General features: G+C 58.2%; 17 protein-coding genes and 1 pseudogene. 9 read left to right on the plus strand and 9 right to left on the minus strand.

Annotation, left to right across the window (positions count from 1 at the left end):
• Nucleotides 1-79: 79 nt before the first annotated feature.
• Nucleotides 80-1,720 (minus strand): FAD-binding dehydrogenase, encoded by a 1,641-nt coding sequence (locus AC13RC_RS08530; RefSeq protein WP_488556922.1) that lies wholly within the window; start codon nt 1,718-1,720, stop codon nt 80-82.
• A gap of 290 nt (nt 1,721-2,010) precedes the next feature.
• Between AC13RC_RS08530 and AC13RC_RS08535 the strand changes: the two genes are divergently transcribed.
• From AC13RC_RS08535 to AC13RC_RS08550, 4 genes are all read left to right on the plus strand, one after another.
• A complete protein-coding gene (locus AC13RC_RS08535; protein WP_113353305.1) occupies nt 2,011-2,235 on the plus strand; it encodes a hypothetical protein in 225 nt (74 codons plus the stop codon).
• A gap of 199 nt (nt 2,236-2,434) precedes the next feature.
• The gene (locus AC13RC_RS08540; protein WP_112723816.1) at nt 2,435-2,812 is read left to right on the plus strand and encodes a hypothetical protein; all 378 of its coding nucleotides are present in this window, start codon (nt 2,435-2,437) and stop codon (nt 2,810-2,812) included.
• A 157-nt stretch (nt 2,813-2,969) separates the two neighbouring features.
• Nucleotides 2,970-4,142, plus strand: a complete 1,173-nt coding sequence (locus AC13RC_RS08545; RefSeq protein ID WP_488556923.1) for an acetate/propionate family kinase — start codon at nt 2,970-2,972, stop codon at nt 4,140-4,142.
• Nucleotides 4,143-4,161: 19 nt separating this feature from the next.
• Nucleotides 4,162-6,537, plus strand: coding sequence for a phosphoketolase family protein (locus AC13RC_RS08550; protein WP_488556924.1), 2,376 nt, complete (start codon nt 4,162-4,164; stop codon nt 6,535-6,537).
• A 37-nt stretch (nt 6,538-6,574) separates the two neighbouring features.
• Here AC13RC_RS08550 and AC13RC_RS08555 read toward each other — a convergent pair whose 3' ends face one another.
• Genes AC13RC_RS08555 through AC13RC_RS08565 form a run of 3 tightly spaced genes read right to left on the minus strand, consistent with a single transcriptional unit; the run spans nt 6,575 to nt 7,490 of the window.
• On the minus strand, nt 6,575-6,763 hold the full coding sequence (locus tag AC13RC_RS08555; protein ID WP_095438378.1) for a DUF3008 family protein: 189 nt from the start codon (nt 6,761-6,763) through the stop codon (nt 6,575-6,577).
• Between the two features lie 38 nt (nt 6,764-6,801).
• Nucleotides 6,802-6,972, minus strand: a complete 171-nt coding sequence (locus AC13RC_RS08560) for a hypothetical protein (RefSeq protein WP_173004547.1) — start codon at nt 6,970-6,972, stop codon at nt 6,802-6,804.
• A gap of 56 nt (nt 6,973-7,028) precedes the next feature.
• Nucleotides 7,029-7,490, minus strand: coding sequence for a YbhB/YbcL family Raf kinase inhibitor-like protein (locus AC13RC_RS08565; protein WP_488556925.1), 462 nt, complete (start codon nt 7,488-7,490; stop codon nt 7,029-7,031).
• 142 nt (nt 7,491-7,632) lie between these two features.
• Between AC13RC_RS08565 and AC13RC_RS08570 the strand changes: the two genes are divergently transcribed.
• Nucleotides 7,633-7,890, plus strand: a complete 258-nt coding sequence (locus tag AC13RC_RS08570; RefSeq protein ID WP_488556926.1) for a DUF2934 domain-containing protein — start codon at nt 7,633-7,635, stop codon at nt 7,888-7,890.
• Between the two features lie 106 nt (nt 7,891-7,996).
• On the opposite strand, the gene AC13RC_RS08575 is transcribed toward AC13RC_RS08570, so the two are convergent.
• Entirely contained in the window at nt 7,997-8,353 is a 357-nt protein-coding gene (locus tag AC13RC_RS08575) for a hypothetical protein (protein WP_113331191.1), read from the minus strand.
• Nucleotides 8,354-8,726: 373 nt separating this feature from the next.
• Here AC13RC_RS08575 and AC13RC_RS08580 point away from each other — a divergent pair, with 373 nt between their 5' ends.
• Nucleotides 8,727-9,140 (plus strand): hypothetical protein, encoded by a 414-nt coding sequence (locus tag AC13RC_RS08580; RefSeq protein ID WP_488556927.1) that lies wholly within the window; start codon nt 8,727-8,729, stop codon nt 9,138-9,140.
• Between the two features lie 173 nt (nt 9,141-9,313).
• Here AC13RC_RS08580 and AC13RC_RS08585 read toward each other — a convergent pair whose 3' ends face one another.
• Both AC13RC_RS08585 and AC13RC_RS08590 read right to left on the minus strand, forming a co-directional pair.
• Nucleotides 9,314-9,865: a BON domain-containing protein gene (locus AC13RC_RS08585; protein WP_113395109.1), complete on the minus strand. Its 552-nt coding sequence runs from the start codon at nt 9,863-9,865 to the stop codon at nt 9,314-9,316.
• A gap of 67 nt (nt 9,866-9,932) precedes the next feature.
• A complete protein-coding gene (locus AC13RC_RS08590) occupies nt 9,933-10,661 on the minus strand; it encodes an MgtC/SapB family protein (RefSeq protein WP_371864842.1) in 729 nt (242 codons plus the stop codon).
• Nucleotides 10,662-10,905: 244 nt separating this feature from the next.
• On the opposite strand from AC13RC_RS08590, the gene AC13RC_RS08595 reads away from it, so the two are divergent.
• Nucleotides 10,906-11,817, plus strand: a complete 912-nt coding sequence (locus AC13RC_RS08595) for a DMT family transporter (protein WP_113331196.1) — start codon at nt 10,906-10,908, stop codon at nt 11,815-11,817.
• A gap of 165 nt (nt 11,818-11,982) precedes the next feature.
• Here the strand turns inward: AC13RC_RS08595 and AC13RC_RS08600 are convergent, their stop codons facing one another.
• The gene (locus AC13RC_RS08600; protein WP_488556928.1) at nt 11,983-12,603 is read right to left on the minus strand and encodes a hypothetical protein; all 621 of its coding nucleotides are present in this window, start codon (nt 12,601-12,603) and stop codon (nt 11,983-11,985) included.
• A 381-nt stretch (nt 12,604-12,984) separates the two neighbouring features.
• On the opposite strand from AC13RC_RS08600, the pseudogene AC13RC_RS08605 reads away from it, so the two are divergent.
• A pseudogene (locus AC13RC_RS08605) lies at nt 12,985-13,830 on the plus strand (alanine--tRNA ligase-related protein).
• Nucleotides 13,831-14,045: 215 nt separating this feature from the next.
• On the opposite strand, the gene AC13RC_RS08610 reads toward AC13RC_RS08605, so the two are convergent.
• Nucleotides 14,046-14,678 carry an invasion associated locus B family protein gene (locus tag AC13RC_RS08610; RefSeq protein ID WP_113395112.1) on the minus strand — a complete coding sequence of 211 codons (633 nt, stop codon included), beginning with the start codon at nt 14,676-14,678 and terminating at the stop codon, nt 14,046-14,048.
• A gap of 172 nt (nt 14,679-14,850) precedes the next feature.
• On the opposite strand from AC13RC_RS08610, the gene AC13RC_RS08615 reads away from it, so the two are divergent.
• The gene (locus AC13RC_RS08615; protein ID WP_488556929.1) at nt 14,851-15,192 is read left to right on the plus strand and encodes a hypothetical protein; all 342 of its coding nucleotides are present in this window, start codon (nt 14,851-14,853) and stop codon (nt 15,190-15,192) included.
• Nucleotides 15,193-15,313: the final 121 nt, after the last annotated feature.

Below are 15,313 nucleotides of genomic sequence, written 5' to 3' on the forward strand. Positions count from 1 at the left end.
TTGCAGCGTCCGACGAGACTGCATGCCCTCGCAGTGTCGTCGGACACCCTCCCGTGAAGGAGCGGTTAATTCGACCGGCTCACGCTGCCTGCCCCGCCTTGCGGCCAGAGAAAATGCATCCTCCCAGGAAAGTGCCTTCCAGCGCATTGTAGCCGTGATATCCACCGCCGCCAAAGCCCGCCGCTTCACCGCAAGCATACAATCCCGGTATGGGCGCGCCGCTCTGTCCGAGCGCCTGGCTATTCAGATCGGTCTCCAGTCCGCCCAGGGATTTTCGCGTGAGAATGTTAAGGCGCACTGCAATCAGTGGGCCGGCCTTCGCATCCAATATGCGATGAGGTGGGGCCGTGCGCATGAATCGATCGCCGAGATAGCCGCGTGCCTGTCTCAAAGCGACGATCTGGGCATCCTTGGCAAAAGGATTGTCCAACTCGCGATCACGGGCTTCTATCTGGGAACGCAGATGGGCAAGGTCAAGCGGTTGGTCGCCGATACGGTTCATGCCGGCGACCAGTTCTTCCAGTGTTTCAGCAACGATGAAATCCCGACCCTTCGCCTTGAAGGCTTCCACCGGCGGCGGAGCCGACCGCCCCAAGCGGCTGCGCAGTAGGAGCCCGATGTCGCGTCCCGTAAGATCCGGATTCTGTTCGGAGCCCGAAAGGGCAAACTCCTTCTTGACGATCTTCTGCGTGGTGACGAACCAGCTGTAACTGTGACCGAGCTTGCAGATGTGCCGCAGCGTCGCAAGACTGTCGAAGCCCGGCAGGCACGGCGCCGGCATGCGATTGCCATTGGCGTCAAACCAGAGCGAGGATGGGCCTGGCAGGATGCGGATACCGTGGTTCGGCCAGATCGGATCCCAGTTGGCAATGCCTTCGGTATAGTGCCACATCCGGTCGCCATTGATCGGCCGCGCGCCGACTGCCTCGGCATGACCGATCATCAAGCCATCCACGTGATGGGGCACGCCGCTCAGCATCCACTCCGGGGGTGCGCCAAGACGTTCGACGGGCCACGCGCGGCGAACCAGTTCCGGATTGCCGCCGATGCCGCCGCTTGCCACGATCACGGTACCCTCGATGCGGAAATCCCCCACGACGTCACGGTTCGATTGCCGGCCACGGGGGGTACCATCCTCCGCCAGAAGCTCGCCTTCCACGCCGGTTATACCATCGCGATCGCCGATCAGTCGCGTCACTCGCCGACGGAACAACAGCTCGATTTTGCCTTCCCTCTCCGCCGCCAAAACCCGCTTTAGGAATGGCTCGAGAACGCCGGGACCCGTGCCCCAGGTGAGATGGAAGCGCGGCACGGAATTGCCATGTCCGTCGGCAAGGCCTCCGCCACGTTCCGCCCAGCCGACGACGGGAAACCAGCGCATGCCGAGCCCATGCAGCCAGCTGCGCATTTCGCCGGCGGCAAAATTGAGATAAGCATCCGCCCAGGCACGCGGCCAGAAATCCTCGGCCCGGTCGAAACCCGCCGCCCCCAGCCAATCCTGACGGGCGAGATCGAGACTGTCGCGAATACGCAATCGCCTCTGTTCCGGCGTATCGATCATGAACAGCCCGCCGAGCGACCAGAAGGCTTGCCCTCCGAGGCTTGCACGCGGCTCCTGATCGACAAGGATCACCCGCTTTCGGCGCTCCATCAGCTGGCAAGCGGCAACAAGGCCCGAGAGGCCGGCTCCGACGATCACCACATCTGCACGACTGCTCATTCGTTCCCCCTCCGCGAATTGCATGTTAATGGGAGAGCTTAGTGAACCTTACGTAAAAGTAAAATGGATACCGGAGTTGAAGGGCATTGGGAATCGATCCACCAAGCCTGCATGTTGTCTCCATGAAACCTGCACGATGTTCATGTTGTCTTCCGACGCTGGCGGCGACCAATCGCCATTTTGTTGATGCGGCAGCCGCTGTTGACACGAAGGACCCTCGATAGGAATGCGGCCTTCCGTGGGAACAGTGATGCGACGAACGATATCGGCAACCCCTCAAGGGAAACATCATGTACAAACAGAAGACGCCCACGCTTATCGATTGGCTTTCGATGTTGGTACGTCTGACGCCGATCATCATGGTTTACTTGTGGCCGACATTTCTTCGGTTCATTCTAGGCACTGTTCTTTGTGTCGCCCTCGCCGCGCTCATGTATCATTTGCTTGATGTGGAACTGTATTTTTCGGTGCAGGGCCCTTCTCCACAAGTGCCTCCGCTTCCTGGCGAGCGCTAATCCTTATCTTCGGAACGGAGAACTTCCTCATTGCCGAGCCAGGATGGCGCCGCTTCCACAACGAAGCCTCGTCCCGCAATTGACTGCCGGAGGGAAATCACGACAGAGTAGGTGCTACACGGCCTTCTCCATCGCATCGGCTTGCCTGACATCGGAAAAGGCGCCATCCGATTGCTTAATCAAGAGAGGAGCAGCAGCCATGGGCAAGCTTCCCGATATGACGAAACACCGCGGCTTTCCTTCCGGCATGCCGGGTACGGGGGTGCAATTCACCATTCGCCGCGCAAATCCCAAGGGCGTGACGCCGATCAAGAAACTGCCGCGGCGTGCGCGGCCGGGATCACAGGAACATCTGATCGACGCCGCATTCCTGCACGCGCTCTGGCATCATTTCGGAGCCGAGCCCTTCGAGCGCGGCAATCTCGATGCCGCTCGGCTGAACCTCCTGTTCGGACGGGAGGTACTGCCCGCCGATAAGGATTTCGATCCGCTCTCCTATGAGGCCATGCTCGTCATCAACGAGAAAGTGGCGCGCGAAAGCTTCCCCGAAGCATTCGAAGATGTGATGGAAATCTGACGACACGCGGAATGCGCAGCTCTCTTGAACAGGCGGTCAACGGAAGCGCTATGCGACAGACCGATATCGATAAGAGGAGCTGCGGCCCTATGCCCGGTTGCCTCCGGGCTGGAGTGCGCTAGCTTCCGGTAGTCGACACCCTTCATTCGAGGCTGATATGTCTGACGATGTCTTGCTGACATTCAATGCCGGCTCCTCGACCTTGAAAATCGGGGTCTTCGGGCTGGCGACCGAAGGGGCAAGGAATGTCGGCCGCGGCAAGATCGATTTCGATCAGAGCCCGCTGATGCTCCGCTACTCCATCGGCACGGATAGCTACGAGAAGACGATCAGGGGTGATAATGGTACGCAGTTCGTCTCCGTGATCTCCGACACGCTGGATCATATGCTTGCTCATCTTCCCGGCAGGCTCCGGGCGGTCGCACATCGCGTCGTTCACGGCGGCATGGCGTTTCAGGAAGCTACCCTCTTGGATGAGGCCGCAATCGAGCGGATCGAGAAGCTTATTCCTCTTGCGCCTCTGCACCAGCCGCAGGCTCTGCGTGCCATTCGGTCAATGCAAACGCTGCGGCCGGACGTCCAGCAGACCGCCTCCTTCGACACGGCCTTCCATTCGTCGCAAGCCGACGTCGTGCGGCGGCTGGCGATACCGCGCGCCATGCATGACGACGGCGTGCGCCGCTACGGCTTTCACGGGCTCTCCTACAAATACATCGCCGCAAAGCTTCGCGAGATCGATCCGGAGGTAGCGAAGGGCAAGGTTGTCACCTGTCATCTCGGCAGCGGCGCCAGCCTGTGCGCGATGGAAAACGGCACCAGTCGCGACACGAGCATGGGTTTTTCCGCGCTTGATGGCATCCCCATGGCAACCCGCCCCGGCTGGCTGGATCCAGGCGCCCTGCTTTATCTCATGAGGACGGGAAAACAGCAGCCCGAACAGATCGAGGATTTCCTCTACCATCGATGCGGCCTGCTCGGCGTCTCCGGCATCAGCGGCGACACACGGGTTCTGCTCGATGACAAGAGCCCGGAAGCGGCCGAGGCCATAGATTTGTTCTGCTTGCGCATCTCAGGCGAGATCGGGCGGCTATGCGCAACGACGGGCGGTCTCGACGCCATCGTCTTCACCGCCGGCATCGGTGAAAACCAGCCTGAGATCAGGACGCGTGTCGCACGAAGGTTGCAGTGGCTGGGTATTGAGATCGATGAAGATGCAAACGACAGCAATTTGACCTCGATCAACGCGGCATCCAGCCGCGTGAAGCTATTCGTGATGCCGACCGACGAGGAACGTGTGATCGCCGAGGAGGCGCATGCCCTCATCGCCTGACAAAAACGAGGAGACGCAGATGAATGCCGTGACCACACCGCTTTCGCCCGAGGAACTCTCCCTGATCGACCGTTACTGGAAAGCGGCAAACTATCTGTCGGTCGGCCAGATCTATCTGATGGACAATCCGCTGCTGCGCGAACCGCTGAAACCGGAGCATATCAAACCGAGACTGCTCGGCCACTGGGGCACCACGCCCGGATTGAATTTCATCTATGCCCACCTCAACCGCATCATCAAGGCGCGCGATCTCGACGTCATCTATATATGCGGCCCCGGCCATGGCGGTCCCGGCATGGTCGCCAACACCTATCTCGAGGGTACCTATAGCGAGATCTATCCGAATATCTCCGAGACGACGGAAGGCATACAACGGCTGTTCAAGCAGTTTTCCTTCCCAGGCGGCATTCCGAGCCACGCCGCACCGGAAACGCCCGGCTCCATCCACGAGGGTGGCGAACTGGGTTATGCGCTGGTACATGCCTACGGCGCCGCCTTCGACAATCCCGATCTGATTATTGCCTGCGTCGTCGGCGATGGCGAGGCCGAGACCGGACCTCTGGCTGCGAGCTGGCATTCCAACAAGTTCCTCAATCCGGCGCGCGATGGTGCGGTACTGCCCATCCTCCACCTCAACGGCTACAAGATCGCCAACCCGACGATCCTCGGCCGCGCAGATGACGACGATCTGCGCAAGCTACTCTCAGGCTATGGCTACGAACCCTTCTTCGTCGAGGGACATGAACCACCCGCCATGCATCAGGCGATGGCCGGCACGTTTGACCAGGTGTTCGACCGCATCCGCGACATACAAAGAAACGCACGTGAACAAACGTCGTCCGAAAGCATGCCGCGCTGGCCCATGATCGTGCTGCGGAGTCCGAAAGGCTGGACCGGCCCTAAGCAGGTCGATGGCAAAAAGGTCGAAGGTTTCTGGCGCGCGCATCAGGTGCCGGTCGCCAATTGCCGCGGCGACGAGGCGCATCGCAAGATCCTGGAAGACTGGATGCGCAGCTACGATCCGGACGATCTTTTCGATCACAGCGGGCGGCTGAAGGAGGAGCTGCAAGCGCTGGCGCCGCGCGGCGAAAGGCGCATGGGCGCCAATCCCCACGCCAATGGCGGCCTGTTGCGCCAGGAACTTCTGGTTCCCTCCATCGAAGACTACGCCGTGGAGATCGGCGAGCGCGGCAGCAAGCAGGTACAATCCACCGAAATCCTGGCGCACTACTTGCGCGACACGCTGAAGCTCAATGATGCCAAGCGGAATTTTCGCATCTTCGGTCCCGACGAGACGGAATCGAACCGGCTCGGCAGCGTCTTCGAAGCCACGAATCGGGTCTGGATGGAGGAGATCGAGGATTACGACGTCCATCTGTCCCGCGACGGGCGGGTGATGGAGGTGCTCAGCGAGCATCTATGTCAGGGCTGGTTGGAGGGCTACCTGCTCACGGGTCGGCATGGGCTTTTTTCGTGCTATGAAGCCTTCATCCATATCGTCGATTCCATGTTCAACCAGCATGCCAAATGGCTGAAGGTTTCGCGCGAACTGCCCTGGCGCAAACCGATCTCGTCGCTGAACTATCTGTTGACGTCGCATGTCTGGCGACAGGATCACAATGGCTTTTCCCACCAGGATCCGGGCTTCGTCGATCTGGTCGCCAACAAGAAGGCCGACATCGTGCGCATCTATCTGCCGCCGGACGCCAATACGCTGCTATGGGTCGGTGATCATTGCCTCAGGACCTATGACCGGATCAACGTCATCGTCGCCGGCAAGCAGCCGGAATCGCAATGGCTCAGCATCGACGAAGCGGCCGCCCATTGTAAGACCGGCGTCGGCATCTGGGATTGGGCGAGCTACGAAGACAACACCATCGCCCCTGACGTCGTGATGGCCTGCGCAGGGGATGTCCCGACCATGGAGACGCTTGCTGCCGTCATGCTGCTGCACGAGGCGATCCCCGATCTCAAGATCCGCACGGTCAACGTGATCGATCTCCTGGCTCTGCAGGACCCACAACAGCATCCGCATGGTCTCGATCATCAGGCATTCGATCAGATCTTTACCACGGACAAGCCAGTAATCTTCGCCTATCACGGCTATCCCTACCTGATCCACCGCCTGACCTATCGGCGGACCAACCATGACAACATCCATGTTCGCGGCTTCATCGAAGAGGGTACAACGACCACACCATTCGACATGACCGTGTTGAATGAACTCGATCGCTACCATCTCGCCTTGGAGGCGATCAATCGTATCCCCGGCCTATCGGAGAAGGTGCCGGAGGTCGTGGATGGCCTGAAGGCAAAACTCACCAAGCATCACGATTACGTCCGCCGGCACGGCGAGGATATGCCGGAAGTCTCAAATTGGCGGTGGAGGCGATAGAGCAGCGGGAAATACCGCGGTGCAGCGTTCCTGGACCTCAGGACTTGGATGCGTGCTGCGGCTTTCCCTTTTGCTTGGTCGAGGCCATGTCGTGAAGCTCCTTCTCGCTCATGGAGTCGACCATGCTTTTCGACGCACCCTTCAGTTCGCTCTTCTTTCGTTCGCCACGTTTGGCGGCAAGCGCCGCACCGGCGGCCATTTGCTGTGATTTCGACTTTGCTGGCATGATGACATCTCCTTTGGATGAGGTTGAAATTTACTGGCCTATCCGGCAAAGCGCACCAGCAGGATAACGAGGACTACGGCGGCAAGTCCGCCGATGAACACCAGACGCTGCCACCGTCGCTTCAGGATGATCTCGCCTTGGCGTGCATCTTCCGCGGAAAACGTGCGCGGTTCCTGTTTGTGCGCACCGTCTGGGTCTCTTCTGCTCATTGCAACCATCCCTCGGCGGCAGGAACCGCCGATCATGTCTGCCTGCAAAGCGTGGCTTACGACTGGTAGCTGCCAGTAAGGCTTGCCTCTGCAAGCATGTGTTTCTTCACTTTCTGCCACATGGCTTCCGCGCCAGCGGCTTCGGGAAGCGTCATCCGCGGTACATCGAGCGCGGCAAGCCGGAAAACGTACCGATGGGGCGGATCGCCTGCCGGAGGACGCGGACCGTCGTAACGGGCATTGCCGAAATCATTCTTATAGAAACGCAGCGCCTGCTCCTGCATAGCATCCACGTTTTCAACCAAGCCGCTCCACTCCGCCGGGATATTGGCGATGCCGCAATGGCGGAATGTTCCCGCCGGCGCATCCGGGTCCTCGATGATCAACGCGAAGCTTTGGGTCCCTTTGGGAGCGCCGCCCCAGGCAAGCGGCGGGAATATATTTTTTCCATCCAGCGCGTATTTGCTCGGTATCGGCGCATTCTCAGCAAAGGCCTTGCTGATCAACGTCAAAGCCATTCGATCCTCCTCTTGCTGTCATGGATTCATGAGCCTGTGAACTTCTGAACCTAAAGTGGAACACATCAGAATCATTATTGTTCCCAATAGGGAACATTCGCACTCACCCGCAGTTGTGGGAGCGTCCATGAAGGAGGAAAAAATGACGGACGAACGGTTCGAGTGGATCAGCAAGAGGGCCTACGCCATTTGGGAAGCAGCTGGCCGTCCATGGGGCTGCAGCCAGCATCACTGGGAGCAGGCGGCCAAGGAACGCGAGATCATGGAGAGAACGCGAGCCTCCGTGGACGGAGAAGAAGTGCTCGCAAGGTTTCGGCGAAGGGCTGCAACAAACCCACCCAAGAATGACGCTCAGGAATCCGAGGAAGGCACCCTCTCCGAGGATCGCCGCGTCGGATAATTTTCCGGCAGTTCCCGCCGGCAAGCCGTTCCCATGTCCGATCCCCTAAAGAGGAACGGATATCCGCGATACACATTGATCCCTATGAATTTCCAGAGCCCGCCCGCTAATTCTGCGTTCCGTCGCGATTTGGTTGGGCTGGCGTGCTCTTTGTGCCTTGCTGGTTGTTCTCAGTGCGATCGGTTGGAGCGGGTGGTATGGATTGCCCTGCTGGCGGCGTATTGTCTATCGTGCCGGTCTGCGGCTGACCGCTTGAGGAACTTATTGTAGGCGCCGGGTTCTGCGGTTTGTTTGGTTCGATATAACGACCCCAAACTTCAACGCCCGCCCATACGATTGCCGCCAGAACCAATGCCGTGATCAAGATGGTAGACAGATGCGTGCCACGCACCCCCTGGCGGGCCTCGGTCGCGGACAATGGTTTCTTCTGATCCTGGGGCTTCTTCGGTTCCTCGAATGCCATGGCAAGCCTCCATCTCTACAAATTCCATATGAACCTAACAGAGACGCCGAAAGATAGTTCCATCAAAGGAGCACCTGCATCCGATCGGCATTAAACCGGAACAATGCGCGAAGCCCGGCGTTAGCCCAATGAGGTCGTAGATCGTGCCAAGCGGACGCGATGGTGCTGAAGAATATGGAGATTTTTCCGCTTTCTCTCCATAGCCAACGAAACGGCAGTCGAGCTTCCTACCCATCCGATCTGCGACCTTTCCAACATTCGAGGAGACGGAAAGGGAAGGGCCTTTGATGCTCTACCGTGTGCTCCCGGTCGTGTCCGACGACAATCCATACCGTCATCGAGGTGAACAATGACAAGGATTATCATCAGCGCGGTGCCGCCGAAGGCATCGTCGGCGTCAACACCATTATCTCCGCCCCGGTTTGATCGATTGCGCCTTTCGAACACCCGGATTGCGGTGGCCAAATACGCAGGCTTCCTGCTGATAACGGCGGTCGCGGCCGTCATGTCATCGAATTTCGTGTTCGCACAGCAATCGAACGACGATCGATGCAAGGCAGAGGATACCAACCGGCAGACTGACAACAGGCATGCGGAAAGCGGGCAGACGTCCACGCCGGACGGCAATCCCAGCCAGAAGCTGTCCGACTGCGGCGGCGTGCTGAAGCCACCGCCCGTTGGTGACAGCAAAATGGAAAAGCCCGCCCCGCAGGTCGGCAACATGCCTGTCATCAAGCCTGGCGACCAACCGAAAGAACAGCAAAACGGCCAACAGCCAGACAAATAGAGCCGATCTTTCCTACGGCTTTGGCTCCGGCTGCTCTATGGGACCGTGCGTAACGGCGCCAGAATCTCGATGATTGCTCGACGTAAACGGCTTAATGACGAGAATCCCCAGAATGGACGCGATCATCAAGCCGAAAATGAGGAGCAGCAGCATTCGCATGTCGAAGTCCTGTCCTACGAGGATTTGCGCACGGTAAGATTGCTGTCATGCCCGATTATGCCGCTGGCTTGCCGGGAGATCGCCTCGGCGCGCTGCTTGGCTTCGTGATTTTCAACAGACCCTTCGACGATGACTCGCCCGCGACTGACAGTGACGAAGATGCTCGCCTCGTTTAGCAATCGGTCGCCCTTCAGCCTGCCTTCGATCTCGGTACGAATTTCCTCATCGGTCCTTTCCGGGGTCGGCGTGGAGGTTCTGGCTGATGGGTCTTCGGAGATTCTGTCGCCCCCGGCCTCCCCTGATCCGGAGGTCGTCCTGACATTGGAAATCCTGACGGAAATTTCATCAGCCGTTTGCTCGCGCTGCCGATCGGATTCGGCTGAATCCTCGCAGCGTGCGTCATCCGTACCATATTCAGGCCGAATTTCCTTTGACGGATGTCGCCTCGTCTCCTCGGCTGCGACATCCCCCGAGCCACCGGCGGCCTGATCAAGCGCCTGAAGGGTGCGTATATCGCCGCGATCCGGAGAATTCTTTGCCCTTGTCTGTTGCTTGGCTTCGGTCATGGTTTTCTCCCTCCGTAATTAGGGACAAACTTTCACCGCTCCGGAATGTTCCGATGTGGGGGTCGTATCAAGTTCCACTCGTCAGCATTTCCAAAGACACGACCTTATAACGCTCTTGAAGGGATGCCAGCAGCCGCGCACCGCCGCCATCCAGTCCTGCCTGCCGCCACCGCACCTCGTAGGAAATATGCGCAGTGGCCTCGGTCGAGCCCGCCGCCTTGCCGACAAAAAAGAAGACATATCCGAGCGGTTCAAGCGCTGCCTGCATATCGGAGATCCCAACGCCGGCATCGCAAGGCAGCTCTATCACGATACGCGCCTTCTGCCTGCGAGGGATCAACCTATCGAACTGTTTAAACGGCGAGAGCACCACGAAGGCGATGAGGGCGCCGGCCGAACCGACAACGAGTTGACCGCCGCCGATGCATAGGCCAACGGCCGTCATGATCCACAGGGTCGCAGCTGTCGTTACGCCCGTGACGAGATCTCCGCGCTTAAGGATGGCGCCGCCGCCGATGAAGCCGACGCCGGTCAGGACGCCGAGTGGAAAGCGCAGCACATCCATCGAGGCAAACGATTGTGACGTCTTGCCCAATGTGGACAGTAGGAGGTTAGCCTGGATCATCGACAGGCACGCGGCAAGCCCGACAAGGATCGTCGTGCGAAACCCCGCCGCATGCCCGCCCATCTCTCGATTGATGCCGATCAACCCTCCGGCAATGACAACCAGCACCAGACGGACAACAGTATCCAGCCAGTCCATCTCCACCCGCATGATATCGCTAAAGTCAGGCACGATGTCCTCCCAGAATAGGTCACCACCGGGATTTTTCAGTTGGGGAACATCGCAGACGGCGTTTCGTTCCATCGCCGACGGAAGCGCTCACGAAAAGCGCAATAAAGGCAGCATGATGATTTCGAGCTCTCTTGTCAGTTCGAGGGAAAGCGCTTAGCCAGAGGATCGCTCGCGCCACCATACCGCGAACCGCTTCCTGCAATGGCAAGCGACCGTATCGATTCGACATACCCTGCGAGGCCATATGATTTCCGGAAACCGTGAGAAGGGACCCATTGCAGGGATCGCACTCGCCTGCGCGGGATATGCCTGCTTTTCCCTTCAGGACGCGATAGTGAAGTGGCTGGTCGCCAGTTACGAAGTACCGGAGATCCTCTTCATGCGCAGTCTGGTCATCGTGCTGGTCGCAGGCGTGCTCGTCCGTTATCGGCGCCATCCCTCAATTTTCAAAAGCCCCTATCGCGGCACGGTCGTCCTGCGCGCCGGGCTGATGCTGCTTGCCTGGCTGCTCTTCTACAATGCGGCCCGCTATCTGGGTCTGGCAGAACTGACGACACTATACTTTTCGGCGCCGATGATCGTCGTGATTCTATCGATCTTCGTTCTCAAGGAGAAGGTCCATGCGGGCCGCTGGATCGCCTGCATAGGAGGCTTCATCGGGGTGGCGATCGCGGCAAATCCAAGCCATTCGCCCAACCTCCTGCCCGCCGCCATGTGCATCGTCGCGGGTTTTTGCTGGGCTTGGAGCACGATCCTGATCCGACTCGTCAGCCGAAGCGAGACCACGCTTACCCAGATGTATGCCACGAGCCTGATATTCGGCATTGCCTGCGCCCTGTCCTTTCCATGGACATGGAAGACCCCTGACGCGAGCGGCTGGGCACTGATGCTGACCCTCGGCATTATCTCGACGATTGGGCAGTTTCTGCTCTATGAAGGCTTTCGATACGCACCCGCTTCGACGCTGGCGCCCATCGAATATAGCGGCCTCGTTTGGGCTTTCGTGTACGGCTATGTGATCTGGGCCGAGGTTCCGGCGACGAACGTCTTTGCCGGCGCCCTCCTCATCATCGCCTCAAGCTTCCTGCTTATCCTGTGGGAGCGCCGCATGGCACGCCCACCGGAAGAACGTGAAATACTGAGACGCCACCGATAGATGGTCCGCCTGCACTCGAAACCACGAGCCAGATGCGCGAAAGCGGATGGCGGCTTTACGACGAGGATACCGAAGATCAGGACGTTAAGTGGCTGAAGCCGCTCCGCCGGATCGCGCCACAGTCCGGGTCTTTGAGCTGGGACATACCGTTGTCCCGAAAAGCCATCAGATTGCTTTGCCGCCAGTCAGCCGGGCTGCGCGCTGCATGCGGTTCACCTCCAAAGCTCGCTGAAAATCCAGATCGGTTTGCGCGTGATGACGGAGATCATCAAGAAACTGAGAGACGCCATCAAGCGTATCGACGACGACATATCGCAAACCGCCACCAGCATCGATCAGGTCATGGCTGACGCTCACGCCGAAACCACCGGTGACCTTGCGAAACCACGCTGAGCGCCAGCGCTTGAAACCGTCGGGATCCGACTGAAACTCCGCAAGCAGGATCTTTTGCTGGTCAAGCCGCGCGAGGAACGCCTCAACCACGCCCTGCGTGCCGGCCTTCGGCTTCTCAGCCTTCCTTGCAATCCATTTTTCAAGAAACTGAAACGCCGGCCGCGGAGCCGTCGCTTCATCATGATCGATAACCGTCTCGGAATCCGATGTCGGAAGCGCCGCGCGATCCGCGAGCTGAGACGCGCTTGGCTGCGTTTCCTGCTCCATTGCCAGGGTCTGCTTGAGATCGGCTGCAAGCTCTCCCCAGATCGATCTTTCCGATTCGACTGGCTTTGCTTTTGTTCGACGGGAGGATTTGATTTCGATAACGAAGGGCTTTGTCTGTTTAACCATGATATTTCAGTGTGTGCTCGACGATGGAGCGCAGTTGATGGACAATCAGCATTGATGAGAGGCTTGCATTCTCTGAGAGCAACGACCGTCGCGCGGCGATCGCTTGCGATCATTATGGGCTAGGGCCGTACACCAAACCGATCGATGAAGCAATCTCGTCGCTCCGTCAAAAATAAACTTCAGCGCCTCGGGACCTGATCTACAACAAAAGCAAGACAGGCATGTAGCAAAGGTGAAGAAGATCCACCACCTGAAGCAGCATGCACTTTCCGCCTGCAAGCTGAAACTCGCGTCTGCGCATTGCAGATCCCACATCGTGTCGCTATGTTCTAAGAAGGCACACGAACAGCAAAGGAGGTTGCCTATGTCATCGCGGGACGCCTGATCCAGCAATACCAAGACTTCTGCCTTTCCAAAGGCATCAAATTCACACGCATAGATTCCGTACGGCCGCACGATAATACCACGCTCTTCTGCAGCGCTGGGATGCAGCAGTACAAACCACTCTTCTCCGATCCATCCTACATTGGAACCGTTGCGAACTCTCAGGCCTGCCTGAGAATGGACGATCTCGACGAAATCGGGGACGGCACCCATTTCCTCCACTTCACGATGCTAGGGCTTTTCTCGTTTCGAGAACTGACCGTCGGCGACGCCATCGACTTCTGGATCGAGTTTCTCGGGACGCTCGGCCTGGTCCCGGACCATGTCACGATCCATCCAGACCGACTGGAGGATTGGACGCCGCTTTATCGGGATCGCATTCCTATCGTTCCGGATGAAGAATGCACCTGGAGCGACGGCAACGTCAGCGGCTACTGCACCGAGTTCTACAAGGATGGCATCGAGATCGGGAATATCGTCAATCCGCTCGGAACTTGCATTGACGTCGGCTTCGGTGCCGAACGTCTGGACATGATCTTGAACGGGACGCCTCCGGATGACGCTCTGGTCACATTGCAAGATACCGTCATGCGGATCGTGGAGAGCGGCTACAAGCCGGGAAACAAGGAGCAGGGATATGTCTTGCGAAAGCTCCTTCGCCGCATCCATGTGATGGGCGGAGCACTGGACCATCCCTATTTCGAACAGGAAGTCGTGCGTCAGGAACGATTGCGGTCCAAATATTTGCGCCTTCGCGAAAAATAGCCCGACATGCCACCGGAATGGTGGTTCGACACGCACGGCATCGATGTCGCCGACCTGCAGGTGATGAATGGAACGTAGCGTCGACTGATGATGAAGCGGCGAAGGAGATCGTGCGAGTGGCCACCTTCGCCGCCCTTCCGGAAACACGTGAGGACGTGGAGCGAGCCAATTCATGACAAGTCGGCAAGATTCTGAATCTTCGGAGATCACAAAGCGGCCGCTGGCAGCGATATCGGAAGTTTTCTATTTGTAGCCGTAAAACGATGACCTGCGAGCGGACGGAAGCGTCCCGATCATGATCCGCTGTCTGCCTGCATAGCCTGGAAGGCGGCACCGAAACCGGTCAGGGAGATCGGAAGCTCCGCCATGTTTCCCTGCATCATCCGGATCGAGACTTTTCCCGACTTTTCCTTCATCAAGGCGGCAAGCATCGCGGGTGGGCACAATCCCTCCACCAGGCATCCTTGCGTGGTGCAGCGCGATACCTTCGCCATCGTCGAATATTTGCTGCCGAAGCCAATCTTCACACCACCCTGAATAGCAAAACCAAGCGGAAGAGCCATCTGCATGCCAATCTTCTTGTCCGCGGAACGCGCCATGCTGATGACCATGAACACCTGCCTTTGATCCGGTGATGTCAACCGGTAGACGATCTGGCAGCGCGGCTTCATCGTTTTGTCGGCCGAACATTGCAATATCCACGCATCGAACTTCTGTTCGCTAATCTGCGGACCGGCTGGCGCTGGTGTAGCCGGAGCCGGCGCCGCGGCGCTGGATGGATCGCTCTTGCCGGCATCCGGCGTCACATTTTGAGACCCCGATTGCGGCGTCGCTGAGCTATCATCGGCCCAGAGCGTGGAGGAAACGCCCGCTCCGCAAAGCGAGAAAATCACACAACACAGGAATGTCTTCAAATATAAATTCATTCCATCCTCCCGATTTTGTTTGCAATTTTATAGTACAATTGCAATAATGTCGAATATTGATCAATTTCAAATTGCGTTTAAAGAAGATAAAAATTCGAAGAGTTTCAATTCATTTATTCAATGCAGGGACATAGGCGTTTAATATCCTAATAAAACGCAGGGAACGATTCAGATGACATCAAGACTCGTTGTCGGCTACTCCCTGATCGTCATGCTCGCGCTGACCGATGGCGCCATATGCGACGAAAGCTATCTGCAACAGGCTCCCTCCGCGGAAGCAAACCCTGCCTTCGTCGAACAGCTGTCGGAGACATCCGTCATCCCCGTGCCTCGATCTCCGATTAACCGCCGGGTGATGCCGCACAAGCCGAGGCAAACATCACGAACGCAGGCGAACGTCCGATTGGCAGGCAGCATTTTTCCGAATGTGGGCAATGGCGTGACCGAGCGAGCTGCAGCCGCACCGGCCGATGGCCATTTGCCAACGGTTGGGTCAGGCGCGGTATCACGCTGACTGTATCTTGGCGGCAGGCAATGATCAAAGCACCAGGCGACCGCCCCAGGCGCGCGGCGAGAACAAGACCGCCAATGAGAGCGGCAGCAAGCATGAAACCGAGAGGCCTTCGGCCAGCTGA

The organism is Martinezella sp. CNPSo 3890 (assembly GCF_057784455.1).

Bases quoted from the DNA above. Each gene is read 5' to 3' on its own strand.
- AC13RC_RS08530 (WP_488556922.1), bottom strand. From the start codon at position 1,720: ATGAGCAGTCGTGCAGATGTGGTGATCGTCGGAGCCGGCCTCTCGGGC.
- AC13RC_RS08535 (WP_113353305.1), top strand. From the start codon at position 2,011: ATGTACAAACAGAAGACGCCCACGCTTATCGATTGGCTTTCGATGTTG.
- AC13RC_RS08540 (WP_112723816.1), top strand. From the start codon at position 2,435: ATGGGCAAGCTTCCCGATATGACGAAACACCGCGGCTTTCCTTCCGGC.
- AC13RC_RS08545 (WP_488556923.1), top strand. From the start codon at position 2,970: ATGTCTGACGATGTCTTGCTGACATTCAATGCCGGCTCCTCGACCTTG.
- AC13RC_RS08550 (WP_488556924.1), top strand. From the start codon at position 4,162: ATGAATGCCGTGACCACACCGCTTTCGCCCGAGGAACTCTCCCTGATC.
- AC13RC_RS08555 (WP_095438378.1), bottom strand. From the start codon at position 6,763: ATGCCAGCAAAGTCGAAATCACAGCAAATGGCCGCCGGTGCGGCGCTT.
- AC13RC_RS08560 (WP_173004547.1), bottom strand. From the start codon at position 6,972: ATGAGCAGAAGAGACCCAGACGGTGCGCACAAACAGGAACCGCGCACG.
- AC13RC_RS08565 (WP_488556925.1), bottom strand. From the start codon at position 7,490: ATGGCTTTGACGTTGATCAGCAAGGCCTTTGCTGAGAATGCGCCGATA.
- AC13RC_RS08570 (WP_488556926.1), top strand. From the start codon at position 7,633: ATGACGGACGAACGGTTCGAGTGGATCAGCAAGAGGGCCTACGCCATT.
- AC13RC_RS08575 (WP_113331191.1), bottom strand. From the start codon at position 8,353: ATGGCATTCGAGGAACCGAAGAAGCCCCAGGATCAGAAGAAACCATTG.
- AC13RC_RS08585 (WP_113395109.1), bottom strand. From the start codon at position 9,865: ATGACCGAAGCCAAGCAACAGACAAGGGCAAAGAATTCTCCGGATCGC.
- AC13RC_RS08595 (WP_113331196.1), top strand. From the start codon at position 10,906: ATGATTTCCGGAAACCGTGAGAAGGGACCCATTGCAGGGATCGCACTC.
- AC13RC_RS08600 (WP_488556928.1), bottom strand. From the start codon at position 12,603: ATGGTTAAACAGACAAAGCCCTTCGTTATCGAAATCAAATCCTCCCGT.
- AC13RC_RS08610 (WP_113395112.1), bottom strand. From the start codon at position 14,678: ATGAATTTATATTTGAAGACATTCCTGTGTTGTGTGATTTTCTCGCTT.
- AC13RC_RS08615 (WP_488556929.1), top strand. From the start codon at position 14,851: ATGACATCAAGACTCGTTGTCGGCTACTCCCTGATCGTCATGCTCGCG.